Source organism: Streptomyces sp. LMG1-1-1.1 (genome assembly GCF_040815545.1).
In the GTDB taxonomy this organism is placed as follows: Bacteria; Actinomycetota; Actinomycetes; order Streptomycetales; family Streptomycetaceae; genus Streptomyces.
Genome location: NZ_JBFPNH010000043.1, coordinates 275,484 through 293,993, shown reverse-complemented (window position 1 = coordinate 293,993; position 18,510 = coordinate 275,484). Strand labels below are relative to the sequence as shown.

22 protein-coding genes are annotated in these 18,510 nt (G+C 72.3%); 11 read left to right on the top strand and 11 right to left on the bottom strand.

All coding sequences use genetic code 11. From position 1 onward, the window contains the following. The first annotated feature begins 10 nt into the window (after positions 1 to 10). The gene (locus MRBLMG1_RS25435) at positions 11 to 490 is read left to right on the top strand and encodes a (2Fe-2S)-binding protein (RefSeq protein WP_367826424.1); all 480 of its coding nucleotides are present in this window, start codon (positions 11 to 13) and stop codon (positions 488 to 490) included. Positions 491 to 558: 68 nt separating this feature from the next. On the opposite strand, the gene MRBLMG1_RS25430 is transcribed toward MRBLMG1_RS25435, so the two are convergent. Further along, positions 559 to 936 carry a MerR family transcriptional regulator gene (locus MRBLMG1_RS25430; RefSeq protein ID WP_367826423.1) on the bottom strand — a complete coding sequence of 126 codons (378 nt, stop codon included), beginning with the start codon at positions 934 to 936 and terminating at the stop codon, positions 559 to 561. A 64-nt stretch (positions 937 to 1,000) separates the two neighbouring features. On the opposite strand from MRBLMG1_RS25430, the gene MRBLMG1_RS25425 reads away from it, so the two are divergent. Next, positions 1,001 to 2,236 (top strand): MFS transporter, encoded by a 1,236-nt coding sequence (locus MRBLMG1_RS25425; protein WP_367826422.1) that lies wholly within the window; start codon positions 1,001 to 1,003, stop codon positions 2,234 to 2,236. Between the two features lie 107 nt (positions 2,237 to 2,343). On the opposite strand, the gene MRBLMG1_RS25420 is transcribed toward MRBLMG1_RS25425, so the two are convergent. The 3 genes from MRBLMG1_RS25420 to MRBLMG1_RS25410 are packed head-to-tail and all read right to left on the bottom strand — an operon-like array spanning position 2,344 to position 5,028. Beyond that, positions 2,344 to 3,183, bottom strand: a complete 840-nt coding sequence (locus MRBLMG1_RS25420; RefSeq protein ID WP_367826421.1) for a hypothetical protein — start codon at positions 3,181 to 3,183, stop codon at positions 2,344 to 2,346. After that, entirely contained in the window at positions 3,183 to 4,454 is a 1,272-nt protein-coding gene (locus MRBLMG1_RS25415) for a VWA domain-containing protein (RefSeq protein WP_367826420.1), read from the bottom strand. The genes MRBLMG1_RS25420 and MRBLMG1_RS25415 overlap by 1 nt, the downstream gene beginning before the upstream one ends. Before the next feature lie 37 nt (positions 4,455 to 4,491). Beyond that, complete coding sequence (locus tag MRBLMG1_RS25410; RefSeq protein ID WP_367826419.1) at positions 4,492 to 5,028, bottom strand: hypothetical protein; 537 nt, start codon at positions 5,026 to 5,028, stop codon at positions 4,492 to 4,494. Between the two features lie 168 nt (positions 5,029 to 5,196). On the opposite strand from MRBLMG1_RS25410, the gene MRBLMG1_RS25405 reads away from it, so the two are divergent. The 3 genes from MRBLMG1_RS25405 (at position 5,197) to MRBLMG1_RS25395 (ending at position 7,511) form a co-directional block, all read left to right on the top strand. Further along, positions 5,197 to 5,703: a DinB family protein gene (locus tag MRBLMG1_RS25405; protein WP_367826418.1), complete on the top strand. Its 507-nt coding sequence runs from the start codon at positions 5,197 to 5,199 to the stop codon at positions 5,701 to 5,703. A gap of 144 nt (positions 5,704 to 5,847) precedes the next feature. Beyond that, positions 5,848 to 6,432, top strand: a complete 585-nt coding sequence (locus MRBLMG1_RS25400; protein WP_367826417.1) for a TerD family protein — start codon at positions 5,848 to 5,850, stop codon at positions 6,430 to 6,432. A 17-nt stretch (positions 6,433 to 6,449) separates the two neighbouring features. Then, a complete protein-coding gene (locus tag MRBLMG1_RS25395; RefSeq protein ID WP_367826416.1) occupies positions 6,450 to 7,511 on the top strand; it encodes a hypothetical protein in 1,062 nt (353 codons plus the stop codon). A gap of 176 nt (positions 7,512 to 7,687) precedes the next feature. Here the strand turns inward: MRBLMG1_RS25395 and MRBLMG1_RS25390 are convergent, their stop codons facing one another. Together MRBLMG1_RS25390 and MRBLMG1_RS25385 are read right to left on the bottom strand one after the other, a co-directional pair. Then, on the bottom strand, positions 7,688 to 8,044 hold the full coding sequence (locus MRBLMG1_RS25390) for an STAS/SEC14 domain-containing protein (RefSeq protein WP_367826415.1): 357 nt from the start codon (positions 8,042 to 8,044) through the stop codon (positions 7,688 to 7,690). Positions 8,045 to 8,388: 344 nt separating this feature from the next. Beyond that, positions 8,389 to 8,976 (bottom strand): exonuclease domain-containing protein, encoded by a 588-nt coding sequence (locus tag MRBLMG1_RS25385; protein WP_367826414.1) that lies wholly within the window; start codon positions 8,974 to 8,976, stop codon positions 8,389 to 8,391. A 436-nt stretch (positions 8,977 to 9,412) separates the two neighbouring features. Between MRBLMG1_RS25385 and MRBLMG1_RS25380 the strand changes: the two genes are divergently transcribed. The 4 genes from MRBLMG1_RS25380 to MRBLMG1_RS25365 all read left to right on the top strand — a co-directional run bounded on the left by MRBLMG1_RS25380 (position 9,413) and on the right by MRBLMG1_RS25365 (position 12,295). Further along, the gene (locus MRBLMG1_RS25380) at positions 9,413 to 9,787 is read left to right on the top strand and encodes a hypothetical protein (RefSeq protein ID WP_367826413.1); all 375 of its coding nucleotides are present in this window, start codon (positions 9,413 to 9,415) and stop codon (positions 9,785 to 9,787) included. Positions 9,788 to 9,979: 192 nt separating this feature from the next. Beyond that, the gene (locus MRBLMG1_RS25375) at positions 9,980 to 10,345 is read left to right on the top strand and encodes an ArsR/SmtB family transcription factor (protein WP_367826412.1); all 366 of its coding nucleotides are present in this window, start codon (positions 9,980 to 9,982) and stop codon (positions 10,343 to 10,345) included. A 508-nt stretch (positions 10,346 to 10,853) separates the two neighbouring features. Beyond that, complete coding sequence (locus MRBLMG1_RS25370; RefSeq protein ID WP_367826411.1) at positions 10,854 to 11,084, top strand: hypothetical protein; 231 nt, start codon at positions 10,854 to 10,856, stop codon at positions 11,082 to 11,084. Positions 11,085 to 11,356: 272 nt separating this feature from the next. Then, a complete protein-coding gene (locus MRBLMG1_RS25365; RefSeq protein ID WP_367826410.1) occupies positions 11,357 to 12,295 on the top strand; it encodes an SDR family oxidoreductase in 939 nt (312 codons plus the stop codon). Between the two features lie 140 nt (positions 12,296 to 12,435). Here the strand turns inward: MRBLMG1_RS25365 and MRBLMG1_RS25360 are convergent, their stop codons facing one another. Then, positions 12,436 to 12,825: a DUF6479 family protein gene (locus tag MRBLMG1_RS25360; protein WP_367826409.1), complete on the bottom strand. Its 390-nt coding sequence runs from the start codon at positions 12,823 to 12,825 to the stop codon at positions 12,436 to 12,438. Between the two features lie 238 nt (positions 12,826 to 13,063). Here MRBLMG1_RS25360 and MRBLMG1_RS25355 point away from each other — a divergent pair, with 238 nt between their 5' ends. Then, the gene (locus tag MRBLMG1_RS25355) at positions 13,064 to 13,729 is read left to right on the top strand and encodes an SDR family NAD(P)-dependent oxidoreductase (protein ID WP_367826408.1); all 666 of its coding nucleotides are present in this window, start codon (positions 13,064 to 13,066) and stop codon (positions 13,727 to 13,729) included. A gap of 165 nt (positions 13,730 to 13,894) precedes the next feature. On the opposite strand, the gene MRBLMG1_RS25350 is transcribed toward MRBLMG1_RS25355, so the two are convergent. From MRBLMG1_RS25350 to MRBLMG1_RS25335, 4 genes are all read right to left on the bottom strand, one after another. Further along, complete coding sequence (locus MRBLMG1_RS25350) at positions 13,895 to 14,626, bottom strand: flavodoxin family protein (RefSeq protein WP_367826407.1); 732 nt, start codon at positions 14,624 to 14,626, stop codon at positions 13,895 to 13,897. A 201-nt stretch (positions 14,627 to 14,827) separates the two neighbouring features. Then, the gene (locus tag MRBLMG1_RS25345) at positions 14,828 to 15,100 is read right to left on the bottom strand and encodes a DUF6296 family protein (RefSeq protein ID WP_367826406.1); all 273 of its coding nucleotides are present in this window, start codon (positions 15,098 to 15,100) and stop codon (positions 14,828 to 14,830) included. Positions 15,101 to 15,136: 36 nt separating this feature from the next. Continuing rightward, positions 15,137 to 16,516: a DUF4157 domain-containing protein gene (locus tag MRBLMG1_RS25340; protein WP_367826405.1), complete on the bottom strand. Its 1,380-nt coding sequence runs from the start codon at positions 16,514 to 16,516 to the stop codon at positions 15,137 to 15,139. A gap of 92 nt (positions 16,517 to 16,608) precedes the next feature. After that, positions 16,609 to 17,439, bottom strand: a complete 831-nt coding sequence (locus MRBLMG1_RS25335; protein WP_367826404.1) for an N-formylglutamate amidohydrolase — start codon at positions 17,437 to 17,439, stop codon at positions 16,609 to 16,611. A 398-nt stretch (positions 17,440 to 17,837) separates the two neighbouring features. Here MRBLMG1_RS25335 and MRBLMG1_RS25330 point away from each other — a divergent pair, with 398 nt between their 5' ends. Then, the gene (locus MRBLMG1_RS25330) at positions 17,838 to 18,383 is read left to right on the top strand and encodes an HPP family protein (protein ID WP_367826403.1); all 546 of its coding nucleotides are present in this window, start codon (positions 17,838 to 17,840) and stop codon (positions 18,381 to 18,383) included. Positions 18,384 to 18,510: the final 127 nt, after the last annotated feature.

Below are 18,510 nucleotides of genomic sequence, written 5' to 3'. Positions count from 1 at the left end.
TGGAGTCCCCGTGCCGCAGCACACCTTCATCCTGAACGGCAAGGCCGTCACCGCCGACGTCGAGGGCGACGTCCGGCTCCTGTGGGTCCTCCGTGACGTCCTCGGCGTCACCGGCCCCAAGTACGGCTGCGGGGTCGGCGTCTGCCGGGCCTGTACGAGCCATCTGAACGGCAAGGCGTTCACGCCCTGCGCGGTGCGCGTCGACGACGTCGCCCCGACCGACGAGGTCACCACCATCGAGGGCCTCCCCGACACCGTCGGCAGCGAGCTCCACCCCATGCAGGAGGCCTGGCTCGACCTGGACGTCGCCCAGTGCGGCTACTGCCAGCCGGGCCAGATCATGACCGCCGTGGCAACCGTCCGCAAGGCGCGCGAGGCCGGCCGGGAGATCACCGACGCCGACCTCGACGCCATCCGCAACATCTGCCGGTGCGGCACCTACCACCGCATCCGGCAGGCCGTCCTGGAAGGCGCCCGGCGGATGACCTGACCGGTGGTCGCACCGCGACGGCATGCGGGGTCGCCGCCGTCCCGGTCGACCCGGCCCGAGGGGCTCGGTCACGGCGACCCCGCGGTCAGCTTCTCCCGTACCGTGTCCAGGTACTCGGCCACCGCGTCCCTGTTTCGGGTCAGGCAGCGGATCCGGGCGGTCATGCGGTCGCGCTCGGCCTCCAGGGTCGCCAGCATCTCCGGGGTCGCGTCGGGGAAGTGGATGATCCGAGGCTTGTTCAGGCAGGGCAGGATCTGCTTGATGATGCGGGTCGGCAGGCCGGCGTCGAGCAGGCCCCGGATCTGCGTCACGCGGTCGACGTTCGACGGGTCGTAGACGCGGTAGCCGTTCGGCAGCCGGTCCGCGACGATGAGGCCCTGCTCCTCGTAGTAGCGCAGGAGTCTGCGCGGTGTTCCGGTCCGCTCGGACAGCTCGCCGATCCGCATGGGAAGCCCCCTCCAGGCAATCGCTTGACCTTCACATCGATGTGAAGGTTCGAGCATACGGAGCATGAGCCACGACACGACAGCGGCGGCCGGTCCGGCGAACCGCGCGCCCGCACACCACGAACACCGCCCGTCCTCAGGCCGGTTGCCGCTCCCCGCACTGCTCGCCCTCGCCACCGCCGTCTTCGTCACCAGCCTCACCGAGACCCTCCCCGCAGGCCTCCTGCCCGCCATGAGCGCCGGACTCGGCGTCGGTGAGGCCGCGGCGGGCCAGTCGGTGACCGTCTACGCCCTCGGCACGGCCCTGACCGCGATCCCGCTCGCCGCCCGGACCGCCGGATGGCGCCGCAAACGGCTGCTCCTCACCTCGGTCGCCGGCTTCGCCGCAGCCAACACGGTCACCGCCGCCTCCTCCTCGTACGCCCTCACCATGGGAGCCCGGTTCCTCGCCGGAGTCGCCGCCGGCGTCGCCTGGGCCCTCCTCGCCGGATACGCCCGCCGGATCGCCCCCGCCCGCCTCCAGGGCCGCGCGGTCGCCGTCGCGATGACCGGCATCCCCCTCGCGCTCTCCCTCGGCGTGCCGGCCGGCACCTTCCTCGGCGAGGCCGCCGGCTGGCGGACCGCCTTCGCCGCGATGACCGTGATCGCCGCCGGGCTCCTCGGCTGGATCGCCCTCGCCGTCCCCGACCTGCCCGGCGAAGCGCGCGGCGCCCGCGCCCCCGCCGGGCGGACCCTCACGGTCCCCGGCGTCCTCCCCGTCCTCGCCGTCACCTTCGTCCTCGTCCTCGCCCACACCGTGCTCTACACCTACGTCGCCGCCTACCTCGGCCACCTCGGCCTCGGCGGCTCCACCGGACTCGTCCTGCTCGTCTTCGGCGCCGCCTCGCTCGTCGGCATCGGGGTGACCGGCCGTCACATCGACCGCAGGCTCAGGGCCCTGACCCTCGCCGGCACACTCCTCGTCGCCGTCGCGGCCGCCGCCCTCGCCGTACCGACCGGGAGCACCGCCCTGGTCCTCGTCGCCGCCGCTCTGTGGGGGCTCGGCTGGGGCGGGGCGCCGACCCTGCTGCAGACGGCCGTCGCCGACGCGGGCGGGGACGCCGCCGACACGGCCCAGACGATGCTGGTCAGCCTCTGGAACGCGGCCATGGCGGCCGGCGGCCTCGCGGGCGGTCTCCTCCTCGACCTGCTCGGCGCGGGCGCCCTGCCCTGGACCGTGCTTCTCCTGCTCGTCCCGGTGGTGGCCGTGGTGGCCGGCGCCCGGGCCCACGGATTTCCCGCCCGGCGCCGCCCCGCCTGACCGCCGGGCCCCGCCCGATCGCCGCCCGGCGGGCAAGGACGCAGGCCCCCACCGTGGACGGTGAGGGCCTGCGCCGCGTACGGGACCTGCGCCGCGTACGGGACCGGTCAGACGGCCGGCGGGACGCGGGGCGCACGGCCGGTGCCGCGCGTCAGCACGTACCCGCCGATGCCCGCCAGGGCGGCGAGAATGCCGCCCGCGGCCGTCCAGAGCCAGCGGTCGGACCACCAGCCGGAGGACCAGCCGTCCCCCGGGGCCGCGGCCTCGACGGCGGTGCGCCGGCCCGCCTCCTCGTCCGCCTCCGCCTGGTCGGCGGTGGTGGCCCCGGGCACGAGGGGTGCGCCGAGCGAGCCGTCACTGGCGTAGGCGCCGCCCTTGTCGAGCGTGTCGACCCCGATCCGGGCCGTGAACGGCTGCCCGAGGTCCTCCTCCGGCAGCCCGGTGACGGTCAGCCGGACGTAGTAGCTGCCGGGCAGCGGGTCGTTCGCCCACGCGTCGGCCGACGCGCGCACCGGCCGCAGCACACAGGCCAGCTCGGCGGTCGTGGCCGCCGGCGCCGCCGCACGGGACTGCATCCCGTACATGCACGGCTGCCGCCGCCGCAGCCCGTCGTACACGTCGATCCGCCAGGTGGCGGGCCCGTGCCGCAGGGCCGCGTCGGGGAGGGTCACCGTCGCCCGGACGGTGGACCGCTGCCCGGTGTCCGCCGGGAACACCCAGTACAGGTAGTCACCCGTCGCGGCCTGCGCGGTGGCCTGCTGCCCCGGGAGGAACCGGGCGGCGGTGCGGAACGTGGTCCCGGCCTCCGTCGGGCCCGACCCCGTGCCCGCGCTCGCGCTCGGGTCCGGCGTGGCGGAGGGGGAGTCGGCCAGGGCGGCGGGACCCGCGAGACCGAGCAGGGCGGCGCCCGCGAGCGCGGCCGTGGCGAGCATGCGTACGGTACGCATCAGTGGGTCCTCCAGACAGCGACGCGCCAGCGGGACAGCCAGCCCCAGACCAGACCGGCCAGGAACCCGACGAGCACCAGCGCGCCGAGCAGCCACCAGCCGCGACCGAGACCGAACGAGGCCACGTCCGACGCGGTCGACGGACCGTCGACGACGTCCACGGTCAGCTCGATGGGCATCCCCGGCGTGGTCTTCACCGACGGCGGAGCGGAGAAGGAGTTGCTGACCTGGAGGCAGACGGTCTCGGCCGCCGGCTTGGCGTCCCCGGGGCCGTCGTCGAGGTCCGGCTTCGGGTAGCGCAGACCGGTCGACACCACGTCCGTCCGCCCGTCGCCCGCCTCGGAACCGCGGACGATCTCCCGGCCGTGGAGGGTGACGGCCCGCAGCAGCACGCCGTAGTCGTTGTTGACCGCACGGTCGGCGGACACGCTGACGGAGGCACGCAGTTCCTGGCCGGGCAGCAGGTCCACCCGGTACCAGCGGTGCTCGCCGAAGGACTCGCGGTCCGTGTACAGGCCGGGCTTGAGCTGCGGGGCCTTGTCGCACCGCACCGCGCCCTGCGTGGCCACGGGGGTGACGACCGGGTCGGCCGCCCGGTCCACCAGCTGGCGGACGCGGCGGGAGAGGTCCTCGGTGCGGTGGATGGAGGTGTACGTGCCTCCGGTCGCCTCCGCGATGCAGGTCAGCTGCTGCCGGGTCTTGGCGTCCGGCACCAGGCCCAGGGTGTCGATGACGAGGTGGATGCCCTTCGCCGCGATCTCCCGCGCCACCTGGCAGGGGTCGAGCGGGGCGCAGGTGTCCTCGCCGTCGGTGATGAGCACGATCCGCTTGGTCGCCCCGTCGTCGCCGAGGTCGTCGGCCGCGCCGAGCAGCGCCGGGCCGATCGGCGTCCACCCGGTCGGTGCCAGGGTGGCCACGGCGGTCTTGGCCTCGGTCCGGTCGAGCGGCCCGATCGGGTACAGCTGCCGGGTGTCCTTGCAGCCCTGCTTGCGGTCCTGGCCCGGGTAGTCGGCGCCGAGGGTGCGGATGCCCAGCCTGACCTCCTCGGGGACCGCGTCGAGGACCTCGTTGAAGGCCTGCTTGGCCGCGGCCATCCGGGACTTGCCGTCGATGTCCTTGGCCCGCATGGAGCCGCTGACGTCGAGTACCAGCTCGACCTTGGGTGATTCCTTCGCCGGCTCGTCGGCGGCCGCGCCCGTCGGCAGGAGCGCGACGCTCAGGGCGGCGAGCAGCGCGCAGGCCCCGGTCGCCAGCCGTTTTCTCGTGATCATCGCCGGATCGTATTGATGATTCTCCGACAAACCCAAATCACGTCTGGCTGTTGAGGAATCCGATCAGGCAGGCGCCCCACCAACCCGTCTGGCTGACGGTCGCCGCCAGGCCCGAGCGAACGAGCAGCCGCCGCGGAACGGTGCTGGTGCGATGGGCGTCCAGGAGCTGGCCGAGCCGGTGCGCCCAGAGGCCGTTGACGGTGACGGCGACGACGAGCCCCAGCTTGACCAGGGTCAGCGGGGAGTGCAGGTCGGGGCGGAGGAACAGTCCGGAGACGACCAGCCCGCCCAGACCGGCCCAGATCGGGGTCTGCAGGGCCACGGCGGTGTCGAGCACGCCCGCGAGCGGCCGCCTGCCCGTCAGCCACAGCACGGCGAACCAGTCGACGGCCAGGACCGAGCCGAGCCCCACGACGAGGAACGCGACGTGCAGGAACCGTGCCACGGTCAGCAGCGAGGCGTCCGCGTGGACGTGCCCCGCGGTCCAGCAGGCGGTCGCTATGCCGGCGGTGGCGGCGAGCCCGAGGGCGGTGAGGAGCCAGGAAGGGGTGAGCTCCTGCGCGGTTCTGGGCATACGTGATCTTTCAGACGTCAGGACGGCATTTATTAGGTAAGGCGAAGCTAAGTGTCGCCCGTGTGCACGTCAAGCCGGTGTGTTCCACGTCCCAATCGGCGAAACGGCAGGTCGGGCCCGTCGTAAATGCCTCGACACCGGTCGCGGTGATCGGGGACGCTTCGCCCGATGACAAGAATCGACGACACACCGCCCGCGTGGGACGAGCGCACCCAGCTCACCACGTTTCTCGACTACGCACGGGACACCGCCCGCGCCAAGTGCGACGGCGTCTCCGCGGACAACGCCCGCAAGGCGCTCCTCCCGGGCTCACCGCTGATGACCATGAGCGGAGTGATCAACCACCTCCGCTGGGTCGAGTACTACTGGTTCCAGGTGGTCTTCCTCGGCGAGGAAGACCGGGCCCCCATGACGGATGAGGACCCCGACCGCGAGATGCGTATCGCCGTCGACTTCCCGCTCACGCAGTTGCTCGACGAATACGCCGAACAGAGCGCCCGCTACCGAGAACTGGCCGCCGGGAACGACCTGGCCAAGCAGGCCGTGGGAACCATCCGCGACGGCCTCCACGTCGACCTGCGCTGGATCCTCCTCCACCTCACCGAGGAGACCGCCCGCCACAACGGCCACCTGGACATCCTGCGCGAGATGCTCGACGGCACGACCGGCGACTAGATCCGCCGGAGATCACGGGCGGAGCCGGAGCCGGGAGCGGCGCACGTACCTCTGGCCTCGTGGGGACTCACCCGTGTCGGGGAACCGTCAGAGGGCCCGGCACACTCTGGTGTTGTAGAACCTTCGACAAAGGATGACGCGCGCATGATCACGTTGACCAAGGAAGACGGCCCGGCAGACCTGGACGGAGTGACCCACCTGTCCATAGGCGTGTCCTGGGATCCCACCGCCGGCAGCTCCGGCGGAGTGCTGGGCAAGCTGCGCCGCAAGACCGGCACCGACCTCGACCTGATCGCCGTCGCGATGCAGGGCGGCGACCCGGTGCGCCTCGCGGGACTCGACTCGCTCGACCCCATAGGCAACGGCTCGCTGGTCCACAGCGGCGACAACCAGACCGGGCACGGTGACGGCGACGACGAGACGGTCACCGTCGAGTTCGCCCGCGTGCCGCCCAACATCACGTCGATCGTCTTCGTCGCCGCCGCGTACAAGAAGGGCAGCTCCTTCCAGAAGGCGCGCAACATCAGCTTCAAGGTCTACGACGCGACCGGCGGAAGCTCCCAGCAGGTCGCCGACATCTGGCCCAGCCTGCTGACCCAGGACAACGGCTGTGCGGTGGCCAAGGCCATGCGGGTCGGCAACGCGTGGAAGCTCGAAGTGATCAATGTGACGGGGAAGATCAAGCAAGGGGACGAGCACGCCCTGATGCGTTTCGCCGTCAGCAAGTAAGACGTACGGGGGTTGTGGTGAGCCAGGTGCTCTATGGCGAGCGGTCGTGGAATCCGCTGGCGCGGACCGTCGAGCTGACCGAGGAACAGCTGCGCAGGGGCGGCAGGATCACACCACTGACCGAGCTGAACCTCGGTGCCATGGCGGAGGCCTATCAGCGCGGGACCTGGCTCGGTGGCGGAGGGGCCGAGCGCCCGCTGGAGCGGCTGGCGCCGGGTGTCGGGTTCGTGCCGGTGACCCGCGTCACCGGCACCAGTACACCGGTGAGAGTGCGACAGGCCGCCGACTTCGCCCGGGAGCTGGGCGAGTTGGCCGTGCGGCTGAGCGGCGGGCCGGACGGTGTGCATGCTCTGGCCGGCCGAGCCTGGGCCGAAGGCGTCCCACTGTGGATCGCACGGCGGTATGCCGAGGGCCCCGCGGGGCCGATCACGGTCGCCGTGGACCGGCGCCTGGTGCGCGTGGACGTGTGGGGACCGCAGGCTCCGGTCGTGCGGATCAGGGCGCCGCACGGCTTCCACGGCGACTCCGGCGACCCGGCCAAGGGGCTCCGTCTGACCATCGGCGACGCCGCCGCCGACCTCAGGCTGACGAAGAAGCTGCGCAAGTCGAAGAGCTCCGTGGAAGTGGAACTGTCCGGGCGGCGATGGCTGCTGCGACGGTCCAGCGCGATGAGTTCGTGGCTGCTGCGCGACGAACAGCGCGTCGCCCTGCTGACGCGGCCGCCCCGCAGGCCGGCGGTCGCGCCGGGGTCCATCCTTCTGCCGCTCGCCCCCGTGCGTTACGAGAGCCACGACCCGCTGGACGCGGTCATGGCACAGGTCTTCGCGGTCGCCTTCGGCCTGGGGGACACCACGGGCCTGGCACGATTCCGGTCGCAGCGGCGCCAAGCGGACGCCGGTGAGCCGGTGGCCACCGACCTGGACTGGGACCGCTCCTGGTTCAGCAACCTGGGCACCGGCGGCGACGACAACGAGCCCGGCGGCGGGGACGGCTGGGGCTCCGACGGCGGCGACTCGGGCGACTCCGGCGGGGGCGATGGCGGAGGAGACGGTGGAGGCGGGGGCGGCGGAGGTGATTAGCCGGCCGCATCGCGGTCGCCCTCGGCGCTCGTCACCCGGGCGAGGGCCGTGCTTTCTGCCAATGCCCCCTCGCCGCCCCTGGCGGGGAGCGGGGGCGGCGACCTGCCGGGCCGGTCTGTCCGTGCGGGGCAGTTCAGCGGTGTCAGTGTGCTTGCGTCAGTGCGACGGAGCTGCGGTCACCCCGAGACCCACGTGACTGCCGCGTCCCTCTTGTCGACCGGGAAGGTCCTCGTCTCTCCTGGGGTCATCCAGCCGAAGAGCGACGTGACATGGGTCATCCACTCGATGTCGGTCACCAGCGCGATCCGCTTCCAGGCGCGCAGGTGCTCGACGCCGACCTTGAGGTCCTGCCACAGCGCTCCGCCCGACATGCCGCCGAAGTCGCGGACGACGATCAGGAACCGCACCTCGCCCGCCTGTGCGGCCTCGACGAGCGCGGGGAGCACCGTGTCGCGGTAGTCCTCGGCGGACAGCTTGCCGGATGCTTCGAAACCGATGACGCCTGACGGCATTCCTTCGAGCTTCTTGATCACCAAGGCCTCCGGTTCCGGTCGCGCCCAGCGTGCCTCCAGGGAGCCCGAACTCGTACGGACACAGGCACAGCCGACCTCCAGTCTCGGGGCCGCCCGTCTCTCCTGACCACGCGGAGCACCCGAACAGGTGAACCGTGACGGAGCGGCGAGGGCATGACCCCGATGTCGAAGAACCGCGGCCGTGCCCGCGCCACCCGCGCCCACAGGGAAGCCCCCGGAGCCTTGCGCGCCCGGGCCGCCCGTGCGGTCGACACCGCCTCCCCCGAGACGACCGCGGCTACGACCGCGTTCCTGCCGGACGCCTCCGTCCCGAACGGGAAGAGCCCCCCCCTGAGGGGCAGCCCTCAGGAGAGCGGGACCGTCGTCGGCCAGGCTTCGCGGGTCACAAGGTCGAGGACGAGTGCCGCGATGTTCCACGCGTCGTCCTCGCCGCGGTGGTGGCGGCCTTCGAGCGGCAGGCCGGCGATGCGCAGGGCGGTGGCCATGCCGGGCTTTTTGCGGAGCCCCTGGGCATCGGTGAACACGGCCTTGGCATTGGTGTGGGTGCGGTCCGTCGGGTACCCGAAGGGGTAGGGGACCCCGTCGGCCTGGCACTGCCGGGCGAACTGCCGGCGGTCGTACTCGCCCCAGCTGGCCCAGGGGCGCACCCCTGCCTCGTACTCGTCGGCGAGGATCCTGCATGCCTCGGCGAAGGTGACGCCCTGGTCCACCACCGCCTGGGTCAGGCCGGTCAGTTCCGTGCAGAAGTCGCTCACCGTCGACCGGGCCGGGCGGACCAGGATGCGGTGGCGGGACACGCGCCGGCGGGCCGACACGTCCACGACGGTGAGGCCGATCTCGATGATCTCGTTGACGGACCCGGGCGGCGGTTGTCCGTTCCAGCAGGTGGCTTCCACATCGATGATGTTCAGCAGGGCGGATCTATGGTGCATGGGGGTGAGGGTAGGGATGCGAGGTGATCGCGGCACCTGAGTTTCCGGCTGCCTCACGGCCGCCATCAACGGCCTTTGCAGGCAGGAGCTTTCCGTATCTCTGCCGGCCCGCTCCTGGGAACCTCCACCCGACCTCGATGCCCCGCGCCCGACGATGTGGGGTGGCGGCATGGCGAGGCGCAAGAAGGAGGAGAGGGAGCGGCCGTCGCTCGGCGAAGGGCGAAGAGCGGCTGCTCGTTCTCGGTGGTCAGGACGTTGAGGGCGTTCGGGTGGGCGCCTCCCGCGGAAACGTCGGATGTCGGATCACGGGGAACGGATTCCGGCCGGATTTCCGATCTCCCTGACGGCCCCGCGGTCAGTGGGTAGCGTCTGCGCTCAAGATCCGGCTGCGGCGTGAGGTCGGCCGGGCGGTCACGAACACGGAGAGCGGGTACTGATGTTGACTGTGGAGACGTCTCTGAAGGAGGCGATGACCTCGATCGAGGGGAGTCTGGGGGTGGCGCTCGTCGACTACACGAGCGGCATGGCGCTGGGGACGCTGGGCGGGGGCAAGGACCTCGACCTGTCGGTGGCCGCGGCGGGGAACACCGACGTGATCCGTGCGAAGGTCCGCGCGATGGAGATGCTGGAGATCAGGGAGGACATCGAGGACATCCTGATCACCCTCGGGAGCCAGTACCACCTCATCCGGCTGCTGGGCGGTCGTGGGGGCAACGGTCTGTTCCTGTACCTCGTGCTGGACAAGGCGAGGGCGAATCTGGCCATGGCCAGGCACCAGCTGAAGCGCATCGAAGCTGAACTGGCGCTCTAGTCCTTCTTCCTCGTTCCCGGCTTCTTGCGCCCATGAGTTGAAAGATTCTTCAACTCGACACATCTGAAAGTGATCAGCCGGGGGCGTGCCGGAGCCGGGAGGCGGGAGAATGACAGGAGCTGGGCATGGAGAAACCGGCAGGTCTGGCCGGTAGCCCTTGGATTCGTCGTACCCGGGCGGGAGTGTTGTCGCATGCAGGTGCCGCTGTACCAGGTCAAGGCGGAGTTCTTCCGTATGCTCGGACACCCCGCCCGGATCCGCGTACTCGAACTGCTCCAGAACGGCCCGGTACCCGTACGCGAGCTTCTGAACGAGATCGACATCGAGCCGTCCAACCTGTCCCAACAGCTCGCCGTTCTCCGCCGGTCCGGCATCGTCGTCTCCGTCCGTGACGGCTCGACCGTCAGTTACGCACTCGCCGGCGGCGACGTGGCGGACCTGCTGCGCGCCGCACGGCGCATCCTCACCGAACTGCTCGTCGGACAGAGCGAGTTGCTTGCCGAACTCCGCGACACCGACACCGACACCCCGGTGCAGGCGAGTCCGCCCCGGCGATGACGGGGCCGACCGGCATCGGGCCGCGCCCGCCGACGCACACCGCAGGCCCGACGAACGCCTGACGGAGCGGCCGCACCGCTGTCAGGCCGCCCGCCACGATCGCGGTGCTCGGCATGCTCCTCGGGCCAGGCCGGACTCACCGACCTCCAGCGCACCGAGGCGCTGTCGGTCCGGGGCAGGCGTACCGGAGACGCGGGGAGTACACGGAGGCGTTCGCCGGCTTCGACCGGTCGATCGAACTGACCCCGCGCGCGCCACGGCCGTACACGGGGCGGGCGGTGACCCACCGCGACCTCGGCGCCTTCGACCGGGCCCGCGCGTTGGCGCCCGACAGGGAGCGGACCCTGGGGTACCGGGCTGAGACGTACCGCCTGGCAGGCCGCCTCGACGAGCCGCTCGCGGACTTCGACAGCGCTCTCCGCATCGCGCCCATCACCACCTGGACGATGGCGAGCCGGGCGGACGTACTGCGACGCCTGGGCCGCCCCCGGGAGGCCGGGAGGCGTTGGTGGACCCTGACCGGGCACTCGCCCTGGAGCCGGACTACGTGTGGGCCCTCGTGAGGCGCTCACGGCTCTGGAGTGCCTTGACCGACGCCGACTACGGCGACGGCGGGGGCGGGGGCGGGGTCGCGGACCTGGACCGGGCCCTCGGCATGGATCCGGAGTATGCCTGGGCCAGGGCGAGGCGGGCCGAGATCGTCGCCGCGACCGCCGGGGGCGGCGCAGCCCAGCTGTGATCGAGACGCCGACGGACCCGGACGGCGACCTCGGAGAGCGGTAGACACGTTGGTCAGCGGTGGTCAGCGGTGGTCAGCGGTGTTCGCGCTGTCCGGACGAGGGGCCGACAGGGTGACGGTGGCTGGCCGGGCTCGGTGTCGCGCATCCGGATGCCGTCACGCGGAGAAGAGCTCGTGGAGGGGCGAACGTCGCCCGCCGCGGACGGTGTGGCCTGGCTGAGGGCCGGGCAGCCGCTGTGCGCGTCATCCGCCGGTCCCCCGAGGAGGCAGTCATGGCCCGTTCACGGGCAGTGCAGGGACGTACCGCAGTCGTCACGGGAGCCGCCCGAGGTCTGGGCGCCGGTCTGGCTATGCGGCTCGCCGAACGAGGGGCGAAGGTGGCTGTGCTCGGCAGGGAGGCCGCCACGTTGGAAGCCGTGGCCAGGACCCTGCCCACCGAGAGTCACGTCGTCGAGGTCGACGTGACCGACGACGAGGCCATGGGCCGCGCCTCCGACGACGTGGCTCGGCACCTCGGCGCTCCCTCGGTCGTCATCGCCAACGCCGGTGTCGCCGAGGGCGGCCCGTTCGAGACTTCCGACCCGGAGACGTGGCGGCGCGTCATCGAGGTCAACCTCGTCGGAAGCGCTGTCACCGCACGCTCCTTCCTGCCCGGTCTGCGGACCACACGGGGGTACTTCCTCCAGGTCGCCTCCACGGCGGCGTTCGGCGCGGCCCCCATGATGAGCGCGTACTGCGCTTCCAAGGCCGGTGCCGAGGCCTTCGCCCGTTCCCTGCGCGCCGAAGTGGCCCATCAGGGCGTCGCCGTGGGCGTGGCGTACCTGCACTGGACCGACACCGACATGGTCCGCGACGTCGACCGCCACACGGTCCTGCGGGAGCTGCGCGGACACATGCCGGCTCCCGCCCGCCGCGTGTACTCGGTGGACCGGGTCTCGGACTGGATCGCCCGCGGCGTGGACCGTCGTGCGGGGTCCGTCTACGCGCCGCCGTGGCTCAGGCTCGCCCAGGTCGGACGCCCGGTCTTCCCCCTCTTCGTCGAACTCGTGTCGCGGCGGGACCTGCCGCGGCTGATGCGCGAGTACGCCTTCGACCAGACCGGCCTGCTGGGCCACGGCGGCCGCATCGAGGAGGCGAAGCTCGGCCGCACGGCCACCGTCCCCGGTCCCGGCGCCGCGTCTCCCGCGAGCGACGGACCCGAGCGGGCGTGAGCCCCACTCGGGTCCGGTGTCCCGGTCGGTGACCTGACCGGGACGGATGATTCTGCGCTGATCGCCATACTGATCGCCGTACTGATCGACGTGGTGGTCGGCGTATCGGTCGACGGAGTCCGCCGCGCGCGCCGTGGTGGTCAGTCGCCGTGGCCGGTGCCTCCGCTGCCGAAGCCGCCGCTGGAGATGCCGCGCCACTTGCGCTTCTCCTCGCTCTGGGGTTCGAGGTCGGCCTCGCCCGAGTTCTTCAGGTTGTGCGGCGTGAGCCGGTGGGCCCCGTCCGTCTGGGGGACCTCGGCCGGGCGTCGGTACTCCGACACCTCTCCCGGCGGTCGGTCGGTCTCGGGCCGGTGCGGCTGGGACTCCGGGGCGGGCGGCGGGGACTCCTTGTCCCTGATCCTCGTCCCGAGGACGAACGCCCCGATGATGACGCCGACGAGCACCAGTCCTCCGAGGACCTGTGCGAGACCTGTCTGCCACACGCCGGCCGTCTCGGTCAGAGATCCGGCTTCGATCACGTAGGTGTTCAACGGTCACCCCTGCTTCGCCACGGGAGGATCGGGACCCTGAGGTGTGTGACCTGCGCGTTCCCGACGCCTCGACACTGGTCAGGCACCTTTGCGGTGCCTTCGTGCGGTATTTCCTCCCGATGCCGTCCGGCGGATGCACCGCCTTCGGGAAGCGGTCCGCGCATCCCGAAGGGGCTTCCACGGAGAAGGGCCTGTATCAGGAGGCGATCCGCCTCGCCCTGCCCAGGAGGGACCGCCGGTGACCGGAGCGAGGACGCTCGTCGTGGGAGCGACGGGGATGATCGGGGGTCTGACCGCGCGGATGGTGGCCGGGCGAGGCGCCTCGCTCGCCCTCGCCGGCCGCGACGGCGAGCGGCTGGCGGAGCGGTCACGGCTGCTGGGCGACTGCCCGTACCGTGCCTTCGACGCCTACGACCTGGACGGATGTGCCGCCCTGGCACCGTGGGCCGCGCAGGCCCTCGGAGGACTGGACTCCGTCGTCGTCGCCATCGGCGTCGCGGGATTCGGCCGTGCCGAGCACGTCGGCGAGGCGGCAGCCGAGCACCTCATGACCGTCAACGCCCTGGCACCCATGGCCGTCGTACGGGGAGCCCTGCCCGCCCTGGAGGCGGCCGGAGCCGTCGTGGTCGTCACCGGGATCGTCGTCGACAAGCCGCCGCTGGAGACCGCCGACTACGCGGCGTCGAAGACGGCGCTCGCCGCCTGGCTCGGTGTGGTGCGGCGTGAACAGCGCAAACGGGGGATCCGAGTCGTCGACGTCCGCATGCCGCACCTCGACGGCGGATTCGCCGACCGGGCGGTGACCGGCCGCCCGCCGAGGTTGCCGCCTGGTGCGGATCCGGCCCGGGCGGTGGAGGAGTACGTTTTGGGGCCGCTCGACGCGGCAGCGGCGCGTGATTCCTGAGGGGCCGGGTCACAGAAGCGGGTGCGAATTCCCGGACATCGGCTGCATCCGGATCGGCGCCGGGGAGAAGCGTCCACGGACCGTGTACTCCCTGATGGTGTACGGGATGGACCTGCTCGATCCGGAGCTGACTTCCTCCGGACCTCGGACCGTTCCGGCCCGCACTCAACGGTGCTCGGGGTTCTCGAAGTCGAACCGGCAGCCGGCGTCCCACTCGGAGCGCTGGTTTCCGTGGGCGGGCATGCCACCGGCGTCCTTCAGCATCCTCGCCAGGTGGAGCTGGTTCCAGGTCATGAAGGTGGTGTTGCGGTTGGTGAAGTCGTTCTCCGGGCCGCCCGAGCCGGGGTCGAGGTAGGACGGGCCCGGGCCGGCCGGGCCGACCCAGCCCGCGTCCGCCTGCGGCGGAATGACGTATCCGAGGTGCTGGAGGCTGTAGAGCACGTTCATCGCGCAGTGCTTGGCGCCGTCCTCGTTCCCGGTGATCAGGCAGCCGCCCACGCGGCCGTAGTAGGCGTACTGGCCGCGCTCGTTGAGGATCGACGAGCAGGCGTACAGACGCTCGATCACCTTCTTCATGACCGAGGAGTTGTCTCCCAGCCACACAGGCCCCGCCAGGGTCAGGATGTCGGCGGCCATCACCTGCGAGTAGATCACCGGCCACTCGTCCGTCTCCCACCCGTGCTCCGTCATGTCCGGCCAGACACCGGTCGCGATGTCGATGTCCACCGCCCTGAGCACGTCGACCTGCACGCCCTGGCGCTCCAGGATCCCGGTGCTGACGTCGATCAGCCCCTGGGTATGGCTGCGCTCCGGGGAACGTTTCAGGGTGCAGTTGATCACCAGGGCGCGCAGGTCGGCGTACGACGTCGTTGAGTCCGGCACGGGATCCTCCTCCATACGCTCCGGGATTCCGGACGCGAGGGCACCGGAGATCTCCCCGTACAGCTCACCAGGCCGTCGCCCCGGGCGCTCGCGGAGCTGGGCCGGTTGCCTGACAGCCCGCCCTCCGGTCGGCCGGGCAGGGCTGTCCGCCCGCCCTCGATTCCACGTCGGGCGTCGGGGCGTCCGAACGCATGAGGGGACGAGGAGGAACCGGCGTCAGGCGGCGGAGCCGGCGGGATCCCCCGGAGCCTCCGCATCGCCGTCCGGGAGGGGCCGGGCCACCACGCTCTGGTTGGCCTGCTGATGGCCGCCCGAGGCGAGGATGCGGACCTCGTCACGGTCGCTGATCTCCGCACGGATGATGCCGGTCGCGTCGGTGTAGACGGGATGGCCCCCGGACCCCGTGGAGTGCGTGCGCTCCACGACCACGACGTCCTGGGCCGCGCCCGTGGCATCGGAGAACACCAGCTCGTACTTGAGTGGGCTCATTTGCCACATTCTACGCCGCTTGGTCGACGCGACGGGTTATGCGGCGTCCTCCTGGGCGTCTTCCTCAGGCTGCTGCGCGTTGTTCTGCACACGCAGGAACTCGATGGCCGCTCGGGTCGCGTTCAGGGCCGCGACGATGGCCCTGAAGAGCGCGAGGTAGCGCCGTTGGGCTTCCGTGCGCCATGCGTCGAAACGCCGTTTGTCGGCAGCCACGGTCAACCGCCTGTCGCGCACCTTGGTCGCCGCGTCCGCGTCGTAGATCTTCGAGGCGAGGTAGGGCGGCCATTCGGCCGCCGTCGCTGCCGTCGCCATCTCCTGGGGGATCGTCCAGGTCTCCGCGGCACAGGATTGGGCCAGTTCGGTGAGGCCGCTGCTGAACTGGCCGTAGATGCCGGAGTTGGCGTCGGATCCGGTGGTCGAATGCTCGGGAAGAGTGGCGATGAAGGAGCTGAAGGCGGAGTTCTTTGCCGGGTGTCCGTACTCATGGGCGGCCGTTGCGGCCTCGGCCAAGGCCGCCATGGCCTCTCGTTGCGCGGTTCTGAGGGTTATCCATTGACGGCGGAGCGCCGGGGATGCCCCGATGGCGGTGGTGGTCGCGTCGTCGAGGGTCCGGTGGAACGCGTCCAGTGCGTTCGCGAGCGCTGTGGCGATGTCCGTCGCGGCGTCGTCCAGCGAGTTGAAGACGTGGTCCCCCTGGCGCTTCCCGCCGGTCGACGACCCTTCTCCCGGATCGTTCTTCTGGCCCTTCTTCGCGCGCTGGACGAAGGCGCCACCGTCCGGCTGCCGGGCCCCGGCCCGCTGGAGGGGCGCCTCGCCGGGAGGAGTGCTCATGACACGGTGGGCGTTGGCCTCGGCTTCGCGTTCGAAGCGGTCGGAGGGGTCGGAGACCTTGAGGCCGGCGCCGTTGTCGGTGCCGGCCACGGGGCCCTGGCGCTGCTGGACGACGTGGGTGAGCTCGTGGGCCAGGGTGTGCTTGTCGGCGCCGCCGTCACCGATGACGACATGGCTGCCGGAGGTGTAGGCGCGGGCGCCGACCTCGGCGGCGGAGGCCCGGGCGGCGGTGTCGTCGTGGATGCGGACGTCGGAGAAGTCCGCGCCGAGGCGGGCCTCCATGTCGGTGCGGGTCGCGTCGTCCAGGGCGCGGCCGCCGGAGCGCAGGACGTCGTGGACGGCGGACCGCTGTACGGCGGGCTGCTCGGCTTCCTGATGCCCGCAGCCGGCGCCGTGCCGGTGCTCGTCCTGGGCCCAGGCGTGACCGGTCTCCTTGAGCAGCTGGACCACGGCGGCGTTCCCCGCGAGCCGCTGGATCCCGGCGAGGTCGGGCCGCTCCGCCGGGTTCGGAGCCGCGGCCTGAGACCTCTGCCGGTCCGGCCTTCTGGCGGAGGACGCCGAGTCGGGCGCCTGGTCGTGCCTCATGGAGTGCCTTTCGTCGGGTACGGGACGGAATCGACTCCACCGGAACGGCGAGAGGGGCGGAAGGGCCCGGGGTGCAGCTCCGCGGGCAGGTGTCAGTGCCCGAAGGGGCGTGCGGCGTGCGGCGCACCCTCCTGCAGGACCACCGCGTCGACCAGTGCGGCCAGGGCGGTGCCGAGGGCCTCGGCTCCCGGGCCAGCGGGCCCGCCCGGCTCGGTCATGTAGAGATCGCGGCGGATCTCGACCATCAGCGCGGAGACCCGCGGATCGCGGCGGTAGTACCGCAGCGGCACGTACGTCCCGGCGAACGGGGTGTCGGTCGCGACGCCCCCGAACCCGCCGAACGCCTCCCGCGCCGCGTCGAGCAGCGCGGGCGGCGTGTGGAACGCGTCCGTGCCGAGGCAGACCGGCGGACGGGGCCCGTCGCCGTGGAGCTCGTACGGCAGCGGCTTCGTCGGGTACGAGTGGACGTCCACGATCACCGCCCGGCCCGTCGCCGCCAGCCGCCCCGCCACGGCCTCGGTCATGCCCTCGGCGTACGGGGTGAAGTACCGCTCGATCAGCGGCGCCGCGTCGAATCCGGCGGGCCGCAGTTCGGCGCGGTGCGTGGTGCGGGTGTACACCGCGCCCATCCCCACGGCGAGCATCTCCTCGCGCTCGTCGGGGAACCGCTCCGGGTCGACGACCAGCCGGGACAGCCGGTTGACGAACCGCCAGGGCGCCGTCCCCGCCGCCGCTGCCGCGACGGCGGCGATCTCCGCGGTGTGCGCGTCGGTGATGTGGGCCAGCTCGACGGCGAGTTCGTCGTCGCCGAGGACGATGCCGTCGCGCACGTCCGGCGGCACCACGGGCGACGAGTGCGGGACGTGGAGGAGGACGGGGGATTCCGCGGCGCCGGCGAGAAGTGCGAAGGAGTCCTGGGTCATTCGGCTCACCCTTCCACAGACCTGCGGCCGCCCGAGTGCCCGAGGGCCGCCCGCCCCCGGCATCGCCCATCCTCGGTCGCCCGCCCCCCCGGCCGCGCCCCCGCCTTCGGCCGACCGCCGCCCTCGGCCGCCCCCGTCTTCGGTCGCCCGCCCCCCCCGGCCGCCCCCCGCCTCGGTCGCCCGCCACCACCTGGCCGCCACCCCCGGCCGCCCCCACCCCCGCCCCTCTCGCCGTGAAACCGCTGGTTAGAGTGGTGGGAGGTCGCGCCGCCGCACCAGGACCGGGCGCATGACCGGGCGCATGATCGGGCCGACTGTCGACCACAGGATCCCGTACGACCGTCCCGACTCCTGTCTCGTCCCGGCCCACGGCCGCCTGCCCGGAAACGCCGCATCACATGAGCACCGACACCGCCCTGCGCCCCGAAGCCCCCTCCGGGAGCCCCCGCCGACCGAGGATGAGCGGCCGGGCCCCGGCCCGCCCCGCACCCGTCGCGGCCTTCCACAGCGTCAGCGCGGCGACCGCCGCCCTGCTCGGGCTCGTCGCCCTCGGCGCCCTCATCCACGAGCCGGTGCTGATCCCGCCACTCGCCGCCAGCGCGGCCCTGGTGCACTGCGCGCCCGCGCTGCCGCTGGCCCAGCCCCGCAGCGTGGTCGTCGGCCACCTCCTGGGCGCCGCCGCCGGCTTCGCGGTGTCGGCCGCCGCCGGCGGCAGCGCGTGGGCCGCCGCCGTCGCGGCCGGCGTGACCCTCACGCTCACCACGCTGGCCAGGACCCCGCACTCCCCGGCCTGCGCGACCTCCGTCGTCATCGTGCTCCAGGCGCCCGCGCCGGCCCGCTTCGTCCCGCTCCTCCTCGGGTCCACGGTCCTCCTCGTCCTCACCGCGTACTGCGCGTCCCGCATCAGGCGCCGCGCGCCGAGGTACCCCGCCTACTGGTGGTGAGCGGGCCCTGCGCCCCATGTGAGCGCCGTACGCCCTCCCCGGCGCGGGTGAGCGGGGCGCCCGCGGCCGGTGCGCCCCGGAGTGCCGCGCTCCCGGGCGCCGTTCCCGTAGGTGATCGGGTCACGTT